Source organism: Streptomyces sp. NBC_01689 (genome assembly GCF_036250675.1).
Classification (GTDB): Bacteria; Actinomycetota; Actinomycetes; order Streptomycetales; family Streptomycetaceae; genus Streptomyces.
On sequence record NZ_CP109592.1, the window covers coordinates 8477192 to 8497736 of the forward strand.

Sequence of the window (20545 nt, forward strand, 5' to 3'; positions counted from 1 at the left end):
AGACCGCGGGGTCGTCCGCCCCCCACCGGAATCCGGACCTCAGGATCGCGGTACACCCGCCGCGCAGCCGGACCGAGACACATATCTGCAGGAGGACTGTTCTTCATGGCTGACCGGCCCTTGACACTCATGGCAGTGCACGCCCACCCCGACGACGAGGCCACGGGAACCGGAGGGGTCCTCGCGCGGTACGCGGCGGAAGGCGTCCGTACGGTCCTGGTGACCTGTACCGACGGCGGCTGCGGTGACGGACCGGGGGGCGTCAAGCCGGGCGGACCCGGGCACGATCCGGCGGCCGTCGCCCTGATGCGCCGTCAGGAACTGGAGGCGAGCTGCGAGGTCCTGAAGATCAGCGATCTGGAGATGCTGGACTACGCCGACTCCGGAATGATGGGCTGGCCGAGCAACGATGCACCCGGCTCCTTCTGGCGGACCCCCGTGGCCGAGGGCGCCGCCCGGCTCGCGGAACTCATCCGGCACTACCGCCCCGACGTGGTGGTCACCTACGACGAGAACGGCTTCTACGGCCACCCCGACCACATCCAGGCCCACCGCATCACCATGGCGGCGATCGAGATGACGGACCTGACACCGAAGGTCTACTGGACGGCGATGCCCCGCGCGACGATGGCGCGGTTCGGTGAGGTCATGCGCGAGTTCGGTGCGGAGATGCCGGAGCCGGATTCCGCCGAGGCCGCCGCGATCGCCGAGATCGGTCTGCCCGACGACGAGATCACCACCTGGGTGGACACCACCGCGTTCAGCGGCCAGAAGTTCGACGCCCTGGCCGCGCACGCCAGCCAGGGCGAGAACATCTTCTTCCTCAAGATGGGCAAGGAGAGGTTCGGCGACCTGATGGGCATGGAGACCTTCGTCCGGGTCAGGGACACCACCGGAGCCGCCGTGCCGGAGAACGACCTCTTCGCCGGACTGCGCTGATCCCCCGTCCGACCTGGGCCGGGGAGGTCTTTTCGGCCGCCCCGGCCCCGCACCGACACGGCGACGGGGGAGGCCGGCACCGTTGTGCGTCGCCACAGGTCGGAGGCGGCTGCCGGAGCCGAGGAGGGGACGAACCGTCCCGGCGCGAGGGCCACGGCCGTCGGATCAAGGCGCCGGAGCGCCGGATGCCCGGCCGCGCGCGAGTCCGAACTGTCGCGGGTCCCTTGCCGTTCGGCGCCCGCAAGCGGCTGTCGCCTGGCCGTCGGACGGCGGAGCGGTCACGCGAAGCCGCCGTTGCTCATCAGCAGCTGACCGTTGATCCACTCGCCGTCCCCTGAGCACAGGAAGTCCACGAGGCGGCCGGTGTCCCGCGGAGTGCCCAGCCGGCCGGCCGGGGTGCCGCGCAGGCAGTGCTCGCGGTCCTCCGCGGACATCCACCCGGTGTCGACCGGTCCGGGATTGATCACGTTGGAGGTCACGCCGAGGTGGGCGAACTCCTGGGCGGCGGCCAGGACGATGCGGTCCAGGGCGCCCTTGCTCGCCCCGTAGGGCAGGTTGCCGACCGTGTGATCACTGGTGAGGCCGACGATCCGGCCGGTTCCCCGTTCCGCGGAGAAGCGGCGTCCGAACTCGCGGATGAGCAGCCAGGTGGCGCGCGCGTTGACGGCGAAGTGCCGGTCGAAACTCTCCACGGTGGTGTCCAGCAGCCCGGAGTCGACGGACTCGCAGTGGCTCATCACCAGCGCGGTGACACGGCCCGATCGTTCCTCGACCTCGTCGAAGACGCGTGCCGGGGTGTCCGGGTCGGCGAGATCCGCCTCGACCGCGGTGACGGCCGCGCCGTGCCCGATGAGGGTACGGCTGATCACGTCGGCCGCGCCGGGCTCGCTGCCCCAGCTCATCCGGTCGTCGTAGGGGGTCCAGTAGGTGAAGGCGATGTCCCAGCCCGACGCGGCCAGCCGACCGGCGATGCCCGCGCCGATCCCGGCCGTGCGGCCCACCCCGGTGATCAGGGCGAGCGGACGGTCGCCCGTACGGTCCCGGTCCCGCGCCGGCCGGTCCTGATCGCTGTGTGTCGTCACGGTCCGGAATGGTTCACCAACGGCGCTGTGACGTCAACGGACTTCCCGCGACGCCACGGAGGACGACGGGAGGGAACCGCCCGCACATCCGGCCCTCCGTGCGGCGAGCACGCGAGGACCACCCGAGGACAACGCCGGTGTCCGCCGGGCGGATTCCTCCGGCCGGGCCGCGCATGGCCGGGCCCCGCGGCCCCGGACCGCCCCGCCCGGGTGACGACGCGGGCCCCTGGGGGACGCGCATCGCCACCTCGGCGGGGGCGGAGACGGGTGGGATGTCCTTACTTGGTGGCGAGGAAGAGGTAGTCGGCGGTGTAGGGGACGCGGGCAGTGCGGTGGGTGGTGGGGTTGCAGGTGCCGGTGGGGGCGACGCCGCCGTGGGTGTTGAGACGCAGGACGGTGGTGGTCTTGGCGAGGAGTCCCTCGTTCTTGCCGGTCTGGTGGGCGCGGAGGAGGAGTTGGGGGATGTTGCCGGGGCCGTTGTCGAACTTGTTGAGGACGGTTCCGGTCACCGAGGAGTGGTCGGGTGCGATCCACTGCGGGGGGCCGGCGGGGCCGTGCTGGGCGAAGCTGTGCTGGATGTGGCCCTGGAGGGTGGCGTCGACGTTGTCCTGGGTGAAGGCGTAGGTGCCGTCGTCCTGCTTCGTGCAGGCGTAGACCTGCGCTCCCTTGACCACGCCCGCGAGCGCGGAGTGGCGGATGGCGTCGGGCAGCGAGACGGCTCCGGGCAGGGCGATCGCCTGGCCGCGGACCGCGCCGCCGGGGAACTCGCCGGTGTGGAGGTTGAAGTAGAACTGGTCGGGGTGGGCCTTGATGGTGTTCAGCAGCCGCGCGTCGGTGATCTTCACGCTGCCGAACACGAACGGGCCGCCGTCCTTGAGCTTCTCCATGAAGAACGGGATCTTGATGTCTCCGTTGGTACCGCGTGCTCCCTGGTGGAGGTGGGCCATGGTCGGGGTCGCGGTGCCGGTCCAGGCGAAGGCGAAGGAGACCTCGTCGCCCTGGATGCGCATGAGGGCCAGCGCGGTGCCGTCCTTGTCACCCACGGCCGGCTTGCCCTTCACCGGCACCTCGTTGTCACCCGTCAGGACCGAGGTGAAGTACCTCGCCCCCGGAGTGTCCTTGGAGTAGCGGCCGATGACACCCGCGGCCTGTGCCGCACCCGAGTGCTGGGCCGAACCCGCGGCGGGGTGGCCGACGTTCGCGTCGGCGGCGCCGTCCTCGCCGTTGCAGGCGGTCAGCAGCAGGGTGCCGGTGACGGCGGTCATCGCGATGGTGGCGAAACGCTTCAACATGCTGGGTCGTTCTCCCCGTGATAGCCGATCCGCGGAGGATCCGCGGTCGTTCTCCCTTCATCACGGGGCACCCGCGCCGCTTCCTCAGCCGATGACAGTCCTGAGACAGGCCTGAGAAGAGACGGGATCACTGCGGACACGATCTTGACATCCGCCCGGGTTCCCGTGCCCGGACAGCCACGCCACGAGGACGGACGGCCCGCCTGCCCGCCCGGCCGGGAACGCGGGGGCGGGCGACGGACGTGGACCGTGCGCTCCGGTCGAGCGCGGGATCGGGGCCGGACGTCGGACTGGTTAGGCTTTCGCCATGGACGCGGCCCTGACAAGCGGTGAGCACACCGGCGACGGCGATGAGCACACCGGCGGTGAGCAAACCGGCGGTGCGCACACCGAGCCCGTCATCCGGGACGCCAGGGAACTGGCCGCCGATCCGGAACGCGCGGCCGGGTTCGCGGAGTCGGCCCACCGGATCCTGGCGGACCTGGTCGCCGGAGGTGCCGCGCTGGGCTGGGTCGAACCGCCGTCGCCGGACGAGGTGGCGGAGCTGCTGGGACACGTCATGACCGCGGCGCGGAACGGGGACGCCGCCCTGCGAGCCGCGTACCTCGGCCGCCGGCTCGTCGGGCTGGGGTACTGGCTCCGCTACGCCCGGCCGACCCACCGGCCGCACGCCGACCTGGAGAAGATCGCGGTGGACGCAGCCGCCCACGGCCGGGGCGTGGGCCGGGCACTGACCACCGCGCTCGTCGCCGACGCCCGGGCGGCGGGCATCGAGGTCCTCACCCTGGACGCCCGCGGCGACAACACCGGAGCCCTGCACCTCTACCGTTCGCTGGGCTTCACCGAATACGGCCGTCTGCCCCGCTTCGTCGCGGTCGGTGAACACCGCTACGACAAGGTCTTCTTCATGCTGGACCTCCGCCGGCACGGCTGACCACCGGCGGCGGGGGAGAGAGCGGGCCCGAACGGCCGGATCCAGGACCGGGCAGTTTTCGAGAAGCGCCGGTGGCCCGGCGGCCCCTACCGTCGAGGTCATGAAGTCCATCGATTCCGTGACCCTCGAGGTGGCCGACACCACGGCCGCCGCCCGCTTCTACTCCACCGCCTTCGGACTGGAGCCGTCGCAGGTGCGCCTGCGTGACTCGCAGTCACCCACGACGGGGTTCCGCGGGTTCACCCTGTCCCTGGTGGTGTCCCAGCCGGGCAACGTCGACGCCCTGGTCGACGCGGCCCTGGAAGCGGGCGCCACCGCCCTGAAGCCCACCGCGAAGTCGCTGTGGGGCTACGGCGGCGTCGTCCAGGCCCCGGACGGCACGATCTGGAAGATCGCGACGTCGGCGAAGAAGGACACGGGCCCGGTCACCCGCGCCTTCGACGAACTCGTCCTCCTGCTGGGCGTCGAGGACGTCAAGGCCGCCAAGCGGTTCTACGTGGAGCGGGGCCTCACCGTCGGGAAGAGCTTCGGCGGCAAGTACGTGGAGTTCGTCGCCGGGCCGGGTTCCGTCAAGCCGGCCCTGTACAAGCGCAGCGCTCTCGCCAAGGACGCGGGTGTCCCCGCCGACGGCACCGGATCGCACCGGATCGTCCTCGCGGGCGCCACCGGCCCGTTCACCGACCCGGACGGGTTCGTATGGGAAGCCGACGTCCCTCTGCCGGCCACCGCTTGAGCCGGCGGAGGGGCACGGGTCAGGAGGCGGGGTCCGCCAGGTGTGGCAGTCCGTCGCGGACGAGCTGGGTGCGCGAGGTGAGGTGCAGCTTCGCGAACACCTTGTGCAGGTGATAGTCGATCGTGCGCGGGCTCAGGAAGAGCTGGTCCGCGATCTGCGGATTGGTCAGGCCCTGTGAGATCAGTGTGGCGATCTGGAACTCCTGCGGAGTGAGCCGGTCGACGGCACCGGGTTCGGTCCGCGGCGTCGTTCCCCCCGCCGCGCGGAGTTCGGCCGCGGTTCGCCGGGTGGTGGAACAGGTGTTCGCGGAACCCTGGGCCGGATCGACGTCGCCGTGAACAACGCCGGGTACGGGCTCTTCCCCGCCCCGAGCCGATGGGTCCTGGGAAGCGACTCCTACAGGTTCCTGCACGACGCCCTGACCGAGCGCCTGGCCGAACGGGAGACGCAGAAGGAATCCTCGGCCGCGACCGACCTGCCCGCCGCCTGACCGGCACCACCGCGGAGGGGCGGGGAGCGCGCGGACCGGGGAGGTCACGACCCCGCGGCCGCCTCGTTTGATGTGCTGATCCCTCGGCCCGCCGTCCGCTGTCCGCCGCCCGTCGACGGCCGGCGGACGGAGGCCGCTCGCGAGCGGCCCGAGGGGTGCGCCGAGCCGGCCCGAGACCAGGGCTTCGACGGCTCCGGGCCAGGCGCGTTCCCCCACGCAAGACGGCTTCGCCCTGATGCGATGATGGGCGGCGACAAGGCGACGGCGGAACGAGGAAGCCGGTGTGAATCCGGCGCGGTCCCGCCACTGTGATCGGCGACCCGATCCCCGACAGGCCACCGCCCCCCCACGGGTGCGAAGGCCCGGGTGAGCGGCGAACCGAGAGCCAGAGACTCACGCGGTCGCCTCCTCGACGACGGACCGGGGCGGACTTCCCCGGGCAGGAGGACGATCCGGCATGCCCACCGGGCCAGTTGACGAGACGGTCGGCACCCCGGCCGGACCGGGATCCACGGAGGAGGGGTCCGCGGACGAAGGGCCCGCGGACCGGCGTCCCGCGGACGGGAGAACAGCCGACCGGGGAGCAGCGGACCGGGCGACGACGGAGGCGGCCGCGGTCGGCTCCGTGCCGTGCCGGATCGTCGTGTGCCGGGACTGCTGTTGCGGCAGTCCCAAGGTGACCGGCGTCGACCACGGCGCGCAGACGTCGCGCCTCGCGGAGGCCGCTCCCGTAAGGGTCTCGACCTGTCTGGACGTGTGCGATCAGGCCAATGTGATCGTCGTGCAGCCCTCCTCGGCCGGGCGCGCGGCCGGTGGGCGGCCGGTCTGGCTCGGACTGGTCAACGACCGTGACGCGACGGAGGACATCAACACCTGGGTGCGGGCCGGCGGACCCGGGATCGCGCCGTGCCCGGACATCCTCGATCTGTACACCTTCACCCCGCCCCGGCGACGCCCCGTGCCCCGGCCGCGGTTCGGCGGCGCCTGAGCGCTCCGCGGTGTTCCGGTCGCCGGTCGGCCCGGCGACCGGCGCACGGGCCCTCGCGATGGAGGTCGACTGCGCCGCACTTCCGCGCGACTGGCTCGACATCGAACTCCCGTATGACGGGCGGCTGTCGTTCTCCTCCGGCCCGTGGCAGGTGGCGCCCGACCAGGGTGGGCCGCTGCTGCCGCCGAGAGGTCGTGGAACGGCGTCGGCCACCGCCCGTTCACGCTGAACCTCGGGTGGGCATCCGCGAGGCCATCGCCGCCCGGCAGTGGGAGAACCTTCTCCGCGCGCGGCGGTGGCGAGCGCGGCGAGGCATCGTCGTCCCGCGCGTGTCCTCCTCCGTGAGTGTCCCCGATGGACCTCCGAGAGTGTCCCCGGTGGCTCGGGTACTGCAAGAAATCGATGAAACAACGCAGGATTCCTACGGGAAGTTGGAAAGACGCGTCCGGTGTCTTGTCCGGGCGCCCGCGGACGCCCTACTGTCACCGCACCGGCACGGTCCGCTCCTCCCCCTTCGGCCCGCAGAGCGGACCCAGCGTCCTCGCCCGCTCCGTCGGCCCGGCTCCGCCCGACCCCCGCTCGACCGTGCTCACCCCCCATCCGTCCTCGTTCGTCCGTTCCGAGAGAAACGAGAATCTGATGTCGCGGTACAGCACGCGCGCGGCGGCGGAGCGGGTCCGCAGCCGGCCACGGAGACCGGCCAGGATCGCCACGGTGGTGACGGCGGCGGCCGCCGGACTCGTGCTCACACTCACCGCACCGGTCCCGGCGGCGCTCGCGGCGCCCGGGTCCGGCGGGCACGGCGGTGGCGGGGGAACCCCGGTGGTCACCCGGGCCGCGCTCGACCCGGCGCTGGTGGCGGGGCGCGGCGCGGCCGTGGACTTCGCCGAACAGGAGGCGGAGAACGCGGCGACCGACGGCACCGTCATAGGGCCCGACCGCACCGCCTACACCCTGCCCTCGGAAGCCTCCGGCCGGACCGCCGTACGCCTGAAGCCGGGCCAGTACGTCGAGTTCACGCTGCCGCGCGCCGCCAACGCCCTGACCGTGCGCTACAGCATCCCCGACGCCCCCGAAGGCGGCGGCATCACCGCGCCCCTGGACGTCTCCGTCGACGGCAGGCACCGCTCCACGATGACGCTCACCTCGCGCTACTCGTGGCTCTACAACCAGTACCCGTTCACCAACGACCCCCGGGCCGACCTGCTGCACCCGGACTGGTGGATCACCGAGTGCGGCTGCGTGCCGGCCTCCACCACTCCGGCACCCACCGTCGACAAACCGTTCCGGCCCAGCCACTTCTACGACGAGCAGCGGCTGTTGCTCGGCAAGCGGTACGCGGCGGGGGACACCGTCCGCCTCACCGCGCCCAAGGGCGGCGCCGCCGCCTGGACCGTGATCGACCTGCTCGACACCCAACTCGTCGGCGCGCCGCACGTCGAGGCGCGCGCGGCGAACGTCCTCGCGTTCGGCGCCGACCCCACCGGCCGGCGCGACGCGGGCGACGCGTTCGACCGGGCGGTCGCCTACGCGAAGAAGCGGCACCTCAAGGTGTACCTGCCGCCGGGCACCTACCAGGTGAACCGTCACATCGTCGTGGACGACGTGACGATCGTCGGAGCGGGCAGCTGGTACACGGTGGTCAGGGGGCACCAGGTCACCCTCGATACCCCGGCCCCCGACGGCTCCGTCCACACCGGTGTCGGTTTCTACGGCAAGGACGCGGCGGACGGCGGCAGTCACGACGTCCACCTGTCCGGGTTCGCCGTCGAGGGCGACGTCCGCGAGCGCGTCGACACCGATCAGGTCAACGCCGTCGGCGGGGCGCTGAGCGACTCGACGATCGACGGACTCTACCTGCATCACACCAAGGTCGGTATGTGGTTCGACGGACCGATGACGCGCCTGCGCGTCACCCGCAACGTGATCGCCGACCAGATCGCCGACGGCCTCAACTTCCACACCGGCGTGACCGATTCCACCGTCTCGGACACCTTCGTCCGCAACACCGGTGACGACGGTCTGGCCATGTGGTCGGAGAAGACCGGCAATTCGCGCAACGTCTTCTCCCACAACACCGTGCAGACCCCCGTCATCGCCAACGGCATCGCGCTCTACGGGGGTTCGGACAACAAGGTCACCGAGAACCTGATCGCCGATCCCATCAGGGAGGGCAGCGCGATCCAGGTCGGCTCCCGCTTCGGCGCCGAGCCGTTCGCCGGGCACCTGTGGATCACGGACAACACCACGGTCCGCTCGGGGCCGTTCGAGCTGAACTGGAAGATCGGGCTCGGCGCGATCTGGTTCTACGCGCTGGAGCGTGACATCGACGCCGACATCCAGGTCACCGGTGACCACTTCCTCGACACCACCTACAACGCGGTCATGCTGGTCTCCGATTTCCCGGTGAAGGACAAGTACGCGATCCGGGGCGTCCACTTCAAGGACATCCGCATCGACGGCACCGGCACGTCGGTGCTCAGCGCCCGCTCCGCCGGCTCGGCTTCCTTCGAGAACGTGGACGCCCGCAACGTCGGCGCGGTCGGCATCAACAACTGCGGATCGTTCAACTTCCCCGCCACAGGCGCCGAGTTCGCGGTGCAGGACCTCGGCGGCAACGACGGGGGCGGCACGACGGGCGCCTGGATGGCGTCCTGGGAACTGCCGAACACCATCACCTGCGACGACCGGCCCCCGGTGGTACCGCCGCCGGCCCCGGCGGCCTGGTGACGGACGGGGCCCGGGCGGACCCCTTCCGCACCGGCCGGCGAAGCGGTCCGATCCTCACGGGAGCGCTCGCAGGAACCGTCGACCGGGGCTCGCGGGCGACGCTTCCGTGAATCGTCCGGCAGGTGTGCGGTCACTCGTTTGCCGCACACCTGAAGGACCCGGCCGACGTTAATCGAATATGACCCAAGCGCGTCCCTTTGCCCCGTCGCTCCCCGGAGCCACGGCGGAGCGTCCCTCCGCGGCCCGAATCGCCGCGTCCGGGCGACCCACCTGCACGTTCGCCGCCACGTCCCCGTCATCCGACGGGGACGTCCCGGCTGTCACCCGGCCCTGAGCGGGCGGGGGCGGAATACCTGTGAACGACGACTATCCGGACCTCTCCTTCGCTCGGTACGAGCAACCTCCCGACTACCCGGGCGGGCCCGGCACCGACCGGTACGGCGGTGCCGCCGACGCCCTCTACGAACCGGGCTGGGACCCGGTCGAGGAACTCACGTACCTCTTGCAGGACGCGGCGGCCGCGGAGCAGGACGCCACCGTGCCGCCACCTCGCGGTGAACCCTCCTACGACGACGACCCGTCCGGCGATCCGATGGACAACCTGGTCCGGATCACCGCCGAGTTACCGCCCATCCGGCGTTCCTCGAAGGGGCATCGGAAGGTGCGGGTCCGCAAGCCCCGGTCCGGCTGGCTGCAGACCGTGAGCTTCGTGATCGCAGCGATGACCGCCGTCATCGTGTCGATGGTGAGTGTCTTCGGCGGCATGGTGGCCTACGCGCCACTGCGGCACATCGCGTCCACCACCCAGACCGGCTCGGGACCGTGGTGGCCTCTACTCATCTACGGTCCCTGGATGGTGGCGTCGCTCTCGGTCCTGCGCGCCGCACTGCACCGACGCCGCGCCGTGCACTCGTGGTACGTCGTCCTGCTGTTCTCCTTCGTCGCCGTGATGTTCTGCGTGGCCGACGCGCACAAGTCCGTCACCGGGGTGGCCGCGGCCGTCGTACCGGCGCTCGCGTCGCTCACCTGCTTCCAGCAACTGGTCCGGCAGATCACCCTCACCAGGCCACCGCGCCAGCGCACGTCCCGGCACCGGCAGCGTCCCGAGCCCGCGTCGCCGAAGCGCGTGGAGACCAAGACCGGTTCCGGCAACCGGAAGACACCGCGCGCCTGAGGTGTCCGGCGGCTCTCCTTCCCGTCCGTCCCCACCGTCGGTCCCACGCACGCGCGTCGGACCGACGGCGGCACGAGAGGCCCGGGGAGCGCCGACGAAGAAGACGTACCGCCGTCCGCGGCGGCGTCACGACCGGCCGGGGCAAGCGGTACGTGGGCGGGTGGCCGACCCTCACACCCCGGGGCCCGGACTTCCACCGGGCGGGCGGACACCCAAGAGCGCGACGTAGCCCGCGAGTCGGGCCGCCGCGTCGAGCATGTCCACCCCGCGGGCGGTGAGCCGTCGCCGCCAGTCGTCGAGGGCGGCGGCCAGCGCCTCGGTGCCGCCGGCGGTACGGATTTGCCGGACGACCGTGCCGATGTGCTCCAGCGGATGGCCGCCGCGCCTGAGCAGATGGGCCAGCTCCGCGTCGCGGACGTCGGCGGCGGCGTACACGCGATGTCCGGTGACCGGTTCCCGGGCGGGTGCGAGGATGCCCGCCGCCTCCCAGTTGCGGAGGGTCGCCGCGGTGACCCCGAGGCGGCGCGCGAGATCGCCGACGTTCAGCGGCCCGCCGCCGGCGGAGGCTTCCGCGGAGGGATCCGGTCCGGCGGGACCTCCACGCCGGGCCAGATGCTCGACGGCCCGCCCGACCGCGTCCAGCGTCCCCCGGTCGCGCAGCAGTTGGGCGTGGCCGCGGTCGACGGCGGTCAGTGCGGCGTCGAGGTCGCCCGCGTGGAGCGACCGCATGATCTGTCCGCCCGTGCCGTGCCCGTGCGCCCGGACGAGCGCCAGATAGGCGCGCAGGGCCACCGCGTGTGTCTCGGTGTAGGTCCGGTAGCCGGACGGGGTGCGCTCGGCGAACGGGATGAACCCGTCCCGCTCGTAGTTGCGCACCGCCTGGGTCGAGATGCCGTGCTCACGAGCCAGGTCGAACGGGCGCAGGTGCTTCATGGTTTGAGACTTTAGCCGCCCGAGACCGCATTCTCGGCGGCCAAGTCTCAACCGTTCTTTCAGGTATACGTTGAAGTCCCATGAACCGGGAAGCCGAGGAATCCGTCACCACGCCCCACGACGAGGACGCGCCGCGTCCGGCACACGGGAGGGGCACCGCCGCGGTCGGCACACGGCCGGTCTCCCGTCCGGGCGCCCCCCACGCCGCCGACCGGCACGATCTGATCCGGGTGCACGGGGCACGCGAGAACAACCTCAGGAACGTCCACGTCGAGATCCCCAAGCGGCGGCTCACGGTGTTCACCGGGGTCTCCGGCTCGGGCAAGAGCTCCCTGGTGTTCGACACGATCGCCGCGGAGTCGCAGCGCCTGATCAACGAGACCTACAGCGCCTTCGTCCAGGGCTTCATGCCGACCCCGGCGCGGCCCGACGTCGACGTGCTCGACGGACTGACCACCGTGATCCGTGTCGACCAGCGGCCGATGGGCGCGCACGCCCGCTCCACGGTGGGAACCGCCACCGACGCCGGCGCGCTGCTGCGCGTCCTCTTCAGCCGCCTCGCGGAACCGCACATCGGCACGCAGCGGGCGTTCGCCTTCAACGTCCCCTCGGCCGACGGGTCGGGCGTCCTGGTGGTCAACGGCAGGACGACCGAGAAGGAGTTCAGCGTGGTCGGCGGCATGTGCCCGCGCTGCGAGGGCATGGGCCACGTCTCGGACATCGACCCCGCCCAACTTTTCGACGACACCAGGTCCCTGGCCGACGGGGCGATCACCGTCCCCGGCTGGAAGGCCGACGGCTGGGTGGTGCGGACCTTCACCGAGTCGGGCTTCCTCGACCCCTCCAGACCGGTCCGTGACTACACCGAGGAGGAGCGGTACGACCTCCTGCACCGGGACCCGGTCAAGGTCAGGGTGAACGGGATCAGCGCCACCTACGAAGGTCTCCTCGCGCGGGTGAGGAAGTCTTTCCTGAACAAGGACAAGGAGACCCTTCAGCCGCACGTCCGCGCCTTCGTGGAGCGGGCGGTGACGTTCTCCGTCTGCCCCGGGTGCCACGGCACCCGGCTCAGCGAGGCGGCACGGTCCGCGAAGATCGGAGGTGTCAGCATCGCCGACGCCTGCGCGACGCAGATCGGCGACCTCGCCCCCTGGGTGCGCGGACTGACCGACCCGTCCGTCAGGTCGCTCGTCCCGGTGCTCGCCGCGACTCTCGAATCGTTCGTCGAGATCGGCCTCGGCTACCTCACGCTCGACCGGGCGTCGAGCACCCTCTCGGGCGGTGAGGCCCAACGCACCAAGATGGTCCGCCATGTGGGCTCCGCGCTCACGGATGTCACGTACGTCTTCGACGAGCCCACGGCCGGTCTGCACCCGCACGACATCCGGCGCGTGAACGAACTGCTGCTCCGGCTGCGCGACAAGGGCAACACCGTGCTGGTGGTGGAGCACAAGCCCGAGACCATCCTGTTCGCCGACCACGTCGTCGACCTGGGACCGGGGGCCGGCAAGGAGGGCGGCGAGGTGGTCTTCGAGGGCACCGTCGAGGGACTGCGGGCCGGCGGCACCCTCACCGGACGGCACCTGGACGACCGGGCGTCGCTGAAACCGTCCGTGCGTGAGCGGACCGGGGTGCTGGAGGTGCGGGGCGCGAGCGCGCACAACCTGCGCGACGTCGACGTGGACATCCCGCTCGGTGTGCTCACCGTGGTCACCGGGGTCGCGGGGTCCGGCAAGACCTCGCTGGTCCACGGCTCGGTGGCCGGCCGGGACGGCGTGATCACGATGGAGCAGTCGCCGATCAGGGGAACCCGACGCAGCAACCCGGCCACCTGCACCGGCCTGCTCGACCCGGTCCGCAGGGCGTTCGCCCGGGCCAACGGGGTCAAGCCCGCGTTGTTCAGCCCCAACTCCGAGGGCGCCTGCCCCACGTGCAAGGGCGCCGGTGTCCTCCACACCGACCTGGCGGCCCTGGCCGGTGTCGCCGTCGTCTGCGAGGAGTGCGAGGGACGGCGGTTCCAGGCGTCGGTGCTCCGGTACCGGCTCGGCGGACGGGACATCGGCGAGGTGTTCGCGATGCCGGTGACCGAGGCGGCGGAGTTCTTCCGCGGTGGTCCCGCGCGGACGCCCGCCGCGTCCGCCGTCCTGGACCGGCTCGCCGAGGTCGGTCTCGGCCACCTCACTCTCGGCCGCCCGCTCACCACCCTCTCCGGCGGCGAACGGCAACGCCTCAAGCTGGCCGCGCACATGGCGGGGGAGGGCAGCGTCTATCTCCTCGACGAGCCGACCAGCGGGCTGCACCTCGCCGATGTCGAGCAGCTGCTCGCCCTGCTCGACCGGCTCGTGGACGCCGGCAAGTCGGTCGTCGTGGTCGAGCACCATCAGGCGGTCATGGCCCACGCCGACTGGATCGTCGACCTCGGCCCGGGCGCGGGCGACGAAGGCGGCAGGGTCGTCTTCGAGGGCACCCCGGCGGACCTGGTCGCCGCCCGCTCCACCCTCACGGGCGAGCACCTCGCGCGGTACGTCGGCGCCTGAGGAATACGTCCGCGCCGGCGGCGCATCACCGGCCGCGCCGCACGGGCCACCTTCACCCCGCCGTACGGGTTCGCCCGGGAGGACGCAGTTGCGATGAGTTCCGGCCGGGGCGCGGGTCTGTACCCGTGAAGCCGTGGAGCGTCGCAGGACGCCGCCCGGCACGAGAGAGCACGGAGGACAACCATGACGACCACGTCCGAGCACACGAGCGGCGACCTCACGGGCAAGCCGCCCGTCGTCGACCTGGCCGCCTGGCAGGCGGCACGCGACGAGCTGCTGGTGCGCGAGAAGGCCCACACCCGCGAGGGGGACGCCCTCGCCGCGGCCCGCCGCCGGCTGCCGATGGTCGAGCTCGACGGCACGGTCGAGGTCGTCGGACCCGACGGCCCGGTCCCGTTCCTCGACCTGTTCCAGGGCCGCGACGAGCTCGTGGTCTACCAGCACATGTGGCACGACGGCGCACCGCACCAGGGCCAGTGCGAAGGCTGCACCACCACGGCGTGGCACCTCAAGGACGCCGTCTACCTCAACGCCCGCGGCGTCTCCCTGGCCATCCTGACCACGGGACCCTGGGACGAAGTCGCCCCGTACGTCGATTTCATGGGCTACACCCAGCCCTGGTACTCGGTGCGCGGCGTGGACGCGCCGATCGGTGGCGCGATGGGCCACATCGTCTGTTTCCTGCGCGAGGGCGACCGGGTGTTCCTCACCTACTCCACGACGGGCCGCGGCAACGAGCCGGTCAACGGATCACTCGCCCTGCTCGACATGACGTCCTACGGCCGCGGCGAGGAGTGGGAGGACAACCCCGAGGGCCGCACCGTGCTGGGCGACGTACGCGAGGGACACCCGGCCGTGGGCCGTCAGGCCTGCTGGTACTGGCGCTCGGACGCGGACGGCGTCGCCACCTGGGGTCCGACCAGCCGCCCCGTACCGCAGTGGACCCGCCCGGGCGCGACACCCGTGGAGACCCTCGGCCGGCAGGAACACTGCCACTGACGCGTCCTCGCCTCGGCGGCCGTCATCAGGTCACCACGGGCACGCCGTGCGGGCGGCCGGCGAGCAGCGCGGCGATCTGGTCCGCGCAACGGACGGCCGCCGTGGCCATGGCGCTCCGTGTCATCCCGGCGATGTGCGGGGTGAGCAGGGCGCCCGGAACGCCGAAGAGCGGTGAGGCGAAGGCGGCGTGCTCGTGCAGGAAGGTGTCGACGGCGGCAGCCTTGAGCGGATGCGCGGGGTCGAGCAGCGCGTCGGCCAACGCCCGCTCGTCGACGATTCCGCCCCGCGCGGTGTTCAGCAGGATCGACCCCGGCCGCATCAGCGCCAGCTCCTCCCGGCCGACCAGCCCGCGGGTTTGCGGAGTGAGCGGCAGATGCAGGGAGACCACGTCGCTGGTGGCCGACAACGCGGCGAGGGACGGGGCTTGGGGCACCAGGGTGTCGGTCCGGCGCCGTGAGAGGACCTGTACCTGCATGCCGAGGGCGGTCGCCCGCTCCGCCAGGGCGTGGCCGACGCGGCCCAGTCCGACGATTCCGAGGGTCAGTTCGGCCAGTTCCACCGCCGGTACGGCCGGGGCGTGCCATTCGCCGCGGTGCGCGGTGTCGTCATGAGAGCGGAGATCCCGGGTCAGGGCGAGCAGTTGGGCGAGGGCGAACTCGGCGACGGCGTTCGCGTTGGAACCCGGGGTGTGGGTCACGGTGACCCCGTGACGGACGGCGGCCGCCAGCTCGACGTGATCGGTGCCCGCTCCGGCCCGGCCGATGACGCGGAGCCGGTTGGCCAGGCCGGTGTCCGTCGCCGCCGCGAGGAACCCGGCCCGCAGTGGCACCCCCGCGCGGGACTTGACCGCGTGGTGGCCCAGCCCGTCCCGGACGGTCTCGGCCAGTAGCGCGGCCTCGTCGAAGGGATCGAAGTCGGTGAAGTCCACCAGTCCGGCCCACGCGGTCCGCGCGCCCGCCGGGTCGGCCACCCGCCGGAGGTTCAGCGTGACGGCCAGTCCATGGCCGAGCAGCCGCTCCAGCTCACGATCGAGCAACTCGCCGGGAGCCGCGTCCAGCAGCAGTACTCGGGCCCGCTCCACGATGTCGACGCCCTTCCCGCATGCCGTGTGCCCCGCAGGCTTCTGTCTTCTGTCCGCGCGGCCCCTCACTCGTGTGGACCCTACTGTGCCTCTCGACACCGGCGAGGGGAGCCGCGCGCCCGGCATGACGCCGCGCGCCGACGGGGCCGGCCCTCACCGTGCGTGAAGGTGAGAAGAGGCGCACGGGGAAAGGACGACGGACGCGGCGGTGTGAGAGTCGGTGGGCGGGAGTGTTCAGGCGCGGAGCGACGACAGTGCGGCGGCCACGCGTGTGGAGACCTCCGGGGGTGTCGACGCGTGGGGGGAGAGTCTGAGCGAGTCGGCGCGGACGGTGGGAGTGACTCCCTCGGCGTGCAGGGCCTTCGCGACGACGGCGGGGGCGTGGTCCGGCATCGTGAAGGAGAGGATGCCCGCGCGTCGTGCCGGGTCGGTGGGGGAGAGGACCCGGCCGCCGTACTCCCCGACGACCTCGGTGAGTTCGTCGATCCGGCTGCTGATGGCTGCCTCGATCGCCGCGACGGTGTGCCGCTCGACGAGGCCCAGCGCGGCCGCGAGAGCCGCGGCCGTCACCGGGCTGAGGTTGGTGATCGACCACCGCTGCGCGTCCGGGGCCGGCGGGTGCTCCGTCCCGTCGAAGAGGCCGACGTCCTCGACGCCCGTCCAGCCGGTGAGGACCGGGTCCAGCGTTTCCAGCGCGCGGTCGGACAGCGCGGCGAATCCGGTGGCCCAGCCGGCGCGCAGCCACTTCTGGCCGCCCGCGACCACCACGTCGGCCGCGTCCCAGGGCAGTTCGGCCACACCGAACGCCTGGATGGCGTCCACGATCAGCAGCCGGTCCGGACCGATCGCCTCGCGCAGCGCCGCCAGGTCCGCGCGGAAGCCGGTGCGGAAGTCCACCGCGCTGACGGACAGGGCCACGACGTCGTCGGTCAGCGCGGCGCGGACGAGGTCGGGCGTGACCCCGCCGCCGGTTGCCGGTGTGAGCCAGCGCGGCACGGCCCGGCCCAGGTCCGCGGTGCGGCGCCACGGGTACTGGTTGGAGGGGAAGTCGGTGCTCGGCGCGAGGACCACTCCCTCCCGGATGCCGAGTGCGGCGTGGAACAGGCCCGTGGACGCGTTCGGGAGCAGCACGGTGTGCCGGGTGTCGGTGCCCGCGAGGCGGCCCGCCGTCTCCCGGGCGACCCCCTCCGCGCGCATCAGGACGTCCACGGTGGTGTGGTCCGCGCGGGCGGAGTCCTCCATGGCTCCCGTGGTGGCGGCCAGGGCGTCCCGCGACGGCGGCCCGAACCGGGCGAAGTCGAGATACCCGGCGGGTGTGTCGAAGTGTGCTGCGTACGACCTGAGCACGGGGCTCGTCCTTCCGGGAGGCTTTGGTGCGGGTAGTGCGGGTAGTGCGGGTAGTGCGGGTGGTGCGGGTGGTGCGGGTGGTGCGGTGGTGGTAGCGGCCGTGCGTCTGCGCCCGGTCAGGAGCGCCGTCCTGCCGGACGGGGCCCGAACCGCCGGAGACCGCCGTGTCCGTATCCCCACCTGCTCGAACGGTACGTGCCTCGGGTCGCGCGGAGCTGTCCGGGGTGCCGATCCCTGTCCGTGGCGGGCCCGTCCGGTCCGCCCGGAGAGCTCGGGCCGTCCGACGTCCGGTGGACGGGGTGACGGGTTCCGCCCGGGGTGACGGGTTCCGTCCGCTCGGTCGGGCGCGGCGGGCGGGACCCGGTACCTGCCCGCCCCCCAGAAACGGGACAGGACGGGCACCTCCCGATTCCCCGGAGGAGATGCCCGCCCTGTCGCGTCCCGCGAATCCCGCGAATCCACCGTCCTCCGGGTCAGTGCCCGGCGGACTCCTCCGGACGCGCGTGGCGGGGGAGGAGGAACGCGAGGAGGAAGGTCAGGGCGAGCATGCCGTCGACGATCCACAGCACCGTCTTCATGACGGAGCCGAAACCGCTCCGGAAGGCCGACGACGCGGTCGACTCCAGTACGGCGGGTATCCGGGCGCCGGCCTCGGGCGAGGTGAGGGCGGTGCGGGTGTCCTTCTCCAGGCCGGCGCAGGACGCCGGGGTCGCGGCGGGGTCCTTGGCGACGGCGCGGTCCGAGGCGCACGCACGCAGGTCGGCCACGACGCGCTCCTGAGCCGCGGGCGCGACGTGCGCGGCCGCCAGCTGTTCCCGCAGGCCGTCCGAGCGGTGGTCGACGGCGGTGGCGATGCCGCCGCCCAGCAGACCGAAGAACACGGTGCCGAGGATGGCCACGCCGAAGGCTCCGCCGAGCTGCTGCACCGCGGTCATCGTGCCGGAGGCCGAGCCGGTCTCGTGCTGCTCGACGCTGGCGAGCACGATGTCGAAGAACGGCGCCATGAGCAGGCCCATCCCGATGCCGGTGACGAGCAGCGACGGCAGGAGCTGCCAGGGGCCCACACCGGAGCCCACCTGGTCGAGGGTCAGCCAGACGCCGAACACGCCGACCGCCATGACCAGCGCGCCCGCCTGCAGCACGGTGCGTCCGAACCGGGCGACGCCCTGGGCGAGGCCAAAACCGACGATCATGCCGCCCGACCAGGGCACCATCACCAGTCCCGCCTTGAGCGGCGAATAGCCGAGGCCGATCTGGGTGTAGAGGTTGAAGACCAGCATGAACCCCTGCATGGTCGAGAAGAAGACCAGGCCGAGGACCATGCCGCCGCTGAAGCCGCGCTTGCGGAAGAGGCTCGGGACGACCAGCGGGTCCTGTCCGGCCCTGCTGCGGCGCGACTCGTACCGGGCGAAGACGACGAAGACGAGCACCGATCCGGCCATCATCACGAACGCCCAGACGGGCCAGTCGTACTCACGGCCCTGCACCAGCGGGAAGATGATGAGCAGTGCGGCGAGCGAGACCAGGAGCATGCCGGGGACGTCGAGGCGCGGCTTGGCGGCGGACAGGCCCCGCGGCAGGTAACGCACGGCGCCGAGGATCGCCGCGGCACCCAGCGGCAGGTTGACCAGGAAGATCATCCGCCAGCCGGTGCCGAAGTAGTCGGCGTCCACGAGCCAGCCCGCGAGGATCGGTCCGCAGACCGCGGACAGCCCCATGACCGGGCCGAACAGACCGAAGGCCTTCTGCGACTCCTTCGGCGGGAACATCTCCTTGATCATCCCGAGGCCCTGCGGCAGCATCACCGCGCCGAAGAGGCCCTGGACGACCCGTGCGCCGATGAGCATCGCGGGCGACACGGACACCGCGCACAGCAGCGAGCCCACGGTGAAGCCGGCGGCGCCCACCAGGAACATCCGGCGGCGGCCGTGGATGTCCCCGAGCCGCCCTCCGGTGACGAGCCCGACGGCCATCGAGAGGGTGTACGCGGCGGCGAGCCACTGCAGGGTGGAGGCGCCGCCGCCGAGGTCGGCCCGCATGGAGGGGCCGGCGATGTTCGTGACCACGGCGTCGAGGAGGTCCATCACCTCGGCCGCGAGGATCACGAAGAGGGCGGCCCAGCGCCACCGGTAGGGCTCTGGCGCGTCGATGGGCGTCTCGGCGGACGCGACACCGGTGGTGGACATCGGAACTCCTCGGGGAAGGGTCGCGCCGCGGTGCGGACCCGGGCGCGATGGCGTGGACGGATGGGACGGCCCGATCCGCCGGCGGGAGCCGGGGACGGGCGGCCGAACGCCAGTGAACAGTGTTCACCCTAACAGAACAGTGCTCACCGAGAGAACGGCGTTCATTAAGATATAGCGCAACTCTGCGACCGGGACAAGATATATCGCGTTTCGCCGAGGTGAACGCCGCTCACCGAAGGAGAACAGTGCTCTCCCGTGCCTAGACTGACGTCATGACCGACGCGGCCCCCGGCACCCCCGTACCTCCTCCGCCGTCCCCCTGGGAGCGCGAGCGCCCCGCCCGTGCCCGTGTCGCGCCCACGCGCACACCGCTGTCGCGCGAACGCATCGTCGAGGCCGCCTACACCGTGCTGGACCGCCAGGGGCTCGACGGTCTGTCGATGCGCCAGGTCGCGGCCGAACTGGGCGTCACGGTCTCCGCGCTCTACGCCCATGTCAGCTCGAAGGACGACCTCCTGGAGCTCATGTACACCCGGCTCTTCGACGGGTTCGAGCCGCCCGTGGCGGACCCCGGGCGGTGGCGCGAGGAGGTGCGGGAGTACGCCCGGTCCGGTCGCCGGCGCCTGCTGTCCCACCGGGACATGGCCAGGATCTCCATGGCCCACGTCCCCTTCACCGCCGAACTGCTGCCGCACGTGGAGGCGTTGCTCGCGGTCTTCCGCACCGCCGGACTGCCCGACCGCATCGCGGCCGAGGCCGGCGACCTCATCTCCACGTACATCGACGGGTTCACCCTGGAGGAGGGCATGTGGCGGGACCGCGCCGAACAGCAGAGCAGGGGAAGCGCCTCGCCCGCCCGCCCGGACTGGCGTGAGATGGCCGACGAGATGCAGGACTACTTCGCGTCCCTGCCCGCGGCGGACTTCCCCCATCTGCGCGCCCTGGCCGGGATGATGGTCACGGACTCCTCCGACGAGCGGTTCGACATCGGCCTGGAGATCATCCTGCGCGGCCTGGCGAGCTATCTGCCGGACCGGGCGGCCGGCGCGGCCGCGGACACCTCCGAGGCGTCGGGAACCGGCTGAACCGCGCCGTCCCCG

Annotated in this window: 16 protein-coding genes and 1 riboswitch; of the genes, 9 read left to right on the forward strand and 7 right to left on the reverse strand. The window is 72.1% G+C overall.

The window, feature by feature from the left end; genetic code table 11:
• Positions 1-105: 105 nt before the first annotated feature.
• The gene (locus OG776_RS36390) at positions 106-939 is read left to right on the forward strand and encodes a PIG-L family deacetylase (RefSeq protein WP_148011451.1); all 834 of its coding nucleotides are present in this window, start codon (positions 106-108) and stop codon (positions 937-939) included.
• 278 nt (positions 940-1217) lie between these two features.
• Here OG776_RS36390 and OG776_RS36395 read toward each other — a convergent pair whose 3' ends face one another.
• Both OG776_RS36395 and OG776_RS36400 read right to left on the reverse strand, forming a co-directional pair.
• Complete coding sequence (locus OG776_RS36395) at positions 1218-2021, reverse strand: SDR family oxidoreductase (protein WP_148011450.1); 804 nt, start codon at positions 2019-2021, stop codon at positions 1218-1220.
• Positions 2022-2299: 278 nt separating this feature from the next.
• Positions 2300-3313 carry a CHRD domain-containing protein gene (locus OG776_RS36400; protein WP_329323195.1) on the reverse strand — a complete coding sequence of 338 codons (1014 nt, stop codon included), beginning with the start codon at positions 3311-3313 and terminating at the stop codon, positions 2300-2302.
• A gap of 307 nt (positions 3314-3620) precedes the next feature.
• On the opposite strand from OG776_RS36400, the gene OG776_RS36405 reads away from it, so the two are divergent.
• Both OG776_RS36405 and OG776_RS36410 read left to right on the forward strand, forming a co-directional pair.
• Positions 3621-4247 (forward strand): GNAT family N-acetyltransferase, encoded by a 627-nt coding sequence (locus OG776_RS36405; protein ID WP_148011877.1) that lies wholly within the window; start codon positions 3621-3623, stop codon positions 4245-4247.
• Between the two features lie 100 nt (positions 4248-4347).
• Complete coding sequence (locus OG776_RS36410) at positions 4348-4980, forward strand: VOC family protein (protein ID WP_148011876.1); 633 nt, start codon at positions 4348-4350, stop codon at positions 4978-4980.
• A gap of 19 nt (positions 4981-4999) precedes the next feature.
• Here OG776_RS36410 and OG776_RS36415 read toward each other — a convergent pair whose 3' ends face one another.
• Positions 5000-5392, reverse strand: a complete 393-nt coding sequence (locus tag OG776_RS36415; RefSeq protein WP_261994801.1) for a helix-turn-helix transcriptional regulator — start codon at positions 5390-5392, stop codon at positions 5000-5002.
• Between the two features lie 304 nt (positions 5393-5696).
• Positions 5697-5885: riboswitch (cobalamin riboswitch) on the forward strand.
• Between the two features lie 210 nt (positions 5886-6095).
• On the opposite strand from OG776_RS36415, the gene OG776_RS36420 reads away from it, so the two are divergent.
• The 3 genes from OG776_RS36420 to OG776_RS36430 all read left to right on the forward strand — a co-directional run bounded on the left by OG776_RS36420 (position 6096) and on the right by OG776_RS36430 (position 10362).
• Positions 6096-6458 carry a (2Fe-2S) ferredoxin domain-containing protein gene (locus OG776_RS36420; protein WP_148011900.1) on the forward strand — a complete coding sequence of 121 codons (363 nt, stop codon included), beginning with the start codon at positions 6096-6098 and terminating at the stop codon, positions 6456-6458.
• A 639-nt stretch (positions 6459-7097) separates the two neighbouring features.
• The gene (locus tag OG776_RS36425; RefSeq protein ID WP_148011875.1) at positions 7098-9188 is read left to right on the forward strand and encodes a glycosyl hydrolase family 28-related protein; all 2091 of its coding nucleotides are present in this window, start codon (positions 7098-7100) and stop codon (positions 9186-9188) included.
• 355 nt (positions 9189-9543) lie between these two features.
• Positions 9544-10362, forward strand: coding sequence for a DUF2637 domain-containing protein (locus tag OG776_RS36430; protein WP_329323196.1), 819 nt, complete (start codon positions 9544-9546; stop codon positions 10360-10362).
• A 171-nt stretch (positions 10363-10533) separates the two neighbouring features.
• On the opposite strand, the gene OG776_RS36435 is transcribed toward OG776_RS36430, so the two are convergent.
• Positions 10534-11295 carry a TioE family transcriptional regulator gene (locus tag OG776_RS36435; RefSeq protein WP_329323197.1) on the reverse strand — a complete coding sequence of 254 codons (762 nt, stop codon included), beginning with the start codon at positions 11293-11295 and terminating at the stop codon, positions 10534-10536.
• A gap of 80 nt (positions 11296-11375) precedes the next feature.
• On the opposite strand from OG776_RS36435, the gene OG776_RS36440 reads away from it, so the two are divergent.
• Both OG776_RS36440 and OG776_RS36445 read left to right on the forward strand, forming a co-directional pair.
• Positions 11376-13832, forward strand: a complete 2457-nt coding sequence (locus OG776_RS36440) for an ATP-binding cassette domain-containing protein (RefSeq protein WP_148011872.1) — start codon at positions 11376-11378, stop codon at positions 13830-13832.
• Positions 13833-14015: 183 nt separating this feature from the next.
• Entirely contained in the window at positions 14016-14831 is an 816-nt protein-coding gene (locus tag OG776_RS36445; RefSeq protein ID WP_148011871.1) for a DUF899 domain-containing protein, read from the forward strand.
• A gap of 25 nt (positions 14832-14856) precedes the next feature.
• Here the strand turns inward: OG776_RS36445 and OG776_RS36450 are convergent, their stop codons facing one another.
• From OG776_RS36450 to OG776_RS36460, 3 genes are all read right to left on the reverse strand, one after another.
• Positions 14857-15912, reverse strand: a complete 1056-nt coding sequence (locus OG776_RS36450) for an NAD(P)-dependent oxidoreductase (protein WP_148011870.1) — start codon at positions 15910-15912, stop codon at positions 14857-14859.
• A gap of 234 nt (positions 15913-16146) precedes the next feature.
• Positions 16147-17259: an aminotransferase class V-fold PLP-dependent enzyme gene (locus OG776_RS36455; protein WP_148011869.1), complete on the reverse strand. Its 1113-nt coding sequence runs from the start codon at positions 17257-17259 to the stop codon at positions 16147-16149.
• 473 nt (positions 17260-17732) lie between these two features.
• Complete coding sequence (locus OG776_RS36460; protein ID WP_148011868.1) at positions 17733-19445, reverse strand: MFS transporter; 1713 nt, start codon at positions 19443-19445, stop codon at positions 17733-17735.
• A gap of 272 nt (positions 19446-19717) precedes the next feature.
• Between OG776_RS36460 and OG776_RS36465 the strand changes: the two genes are divergently transcribed.
• Positions 19718-20530 carry a TetR/AcrR family transcriptional regulator gene (locus OG776_RS36465; RefSeq protein ID WP_329323198.1) on the forward strand — a complete coding sequence of 271 codons (813 nt, stop codon included), beginning with the start codon at positions 19718-19720 and terminating at the stop codon, positions 20528-20530.
• The last annotated feature ends 15 nt before the right edge of the window (positions 20531-20545 follow it).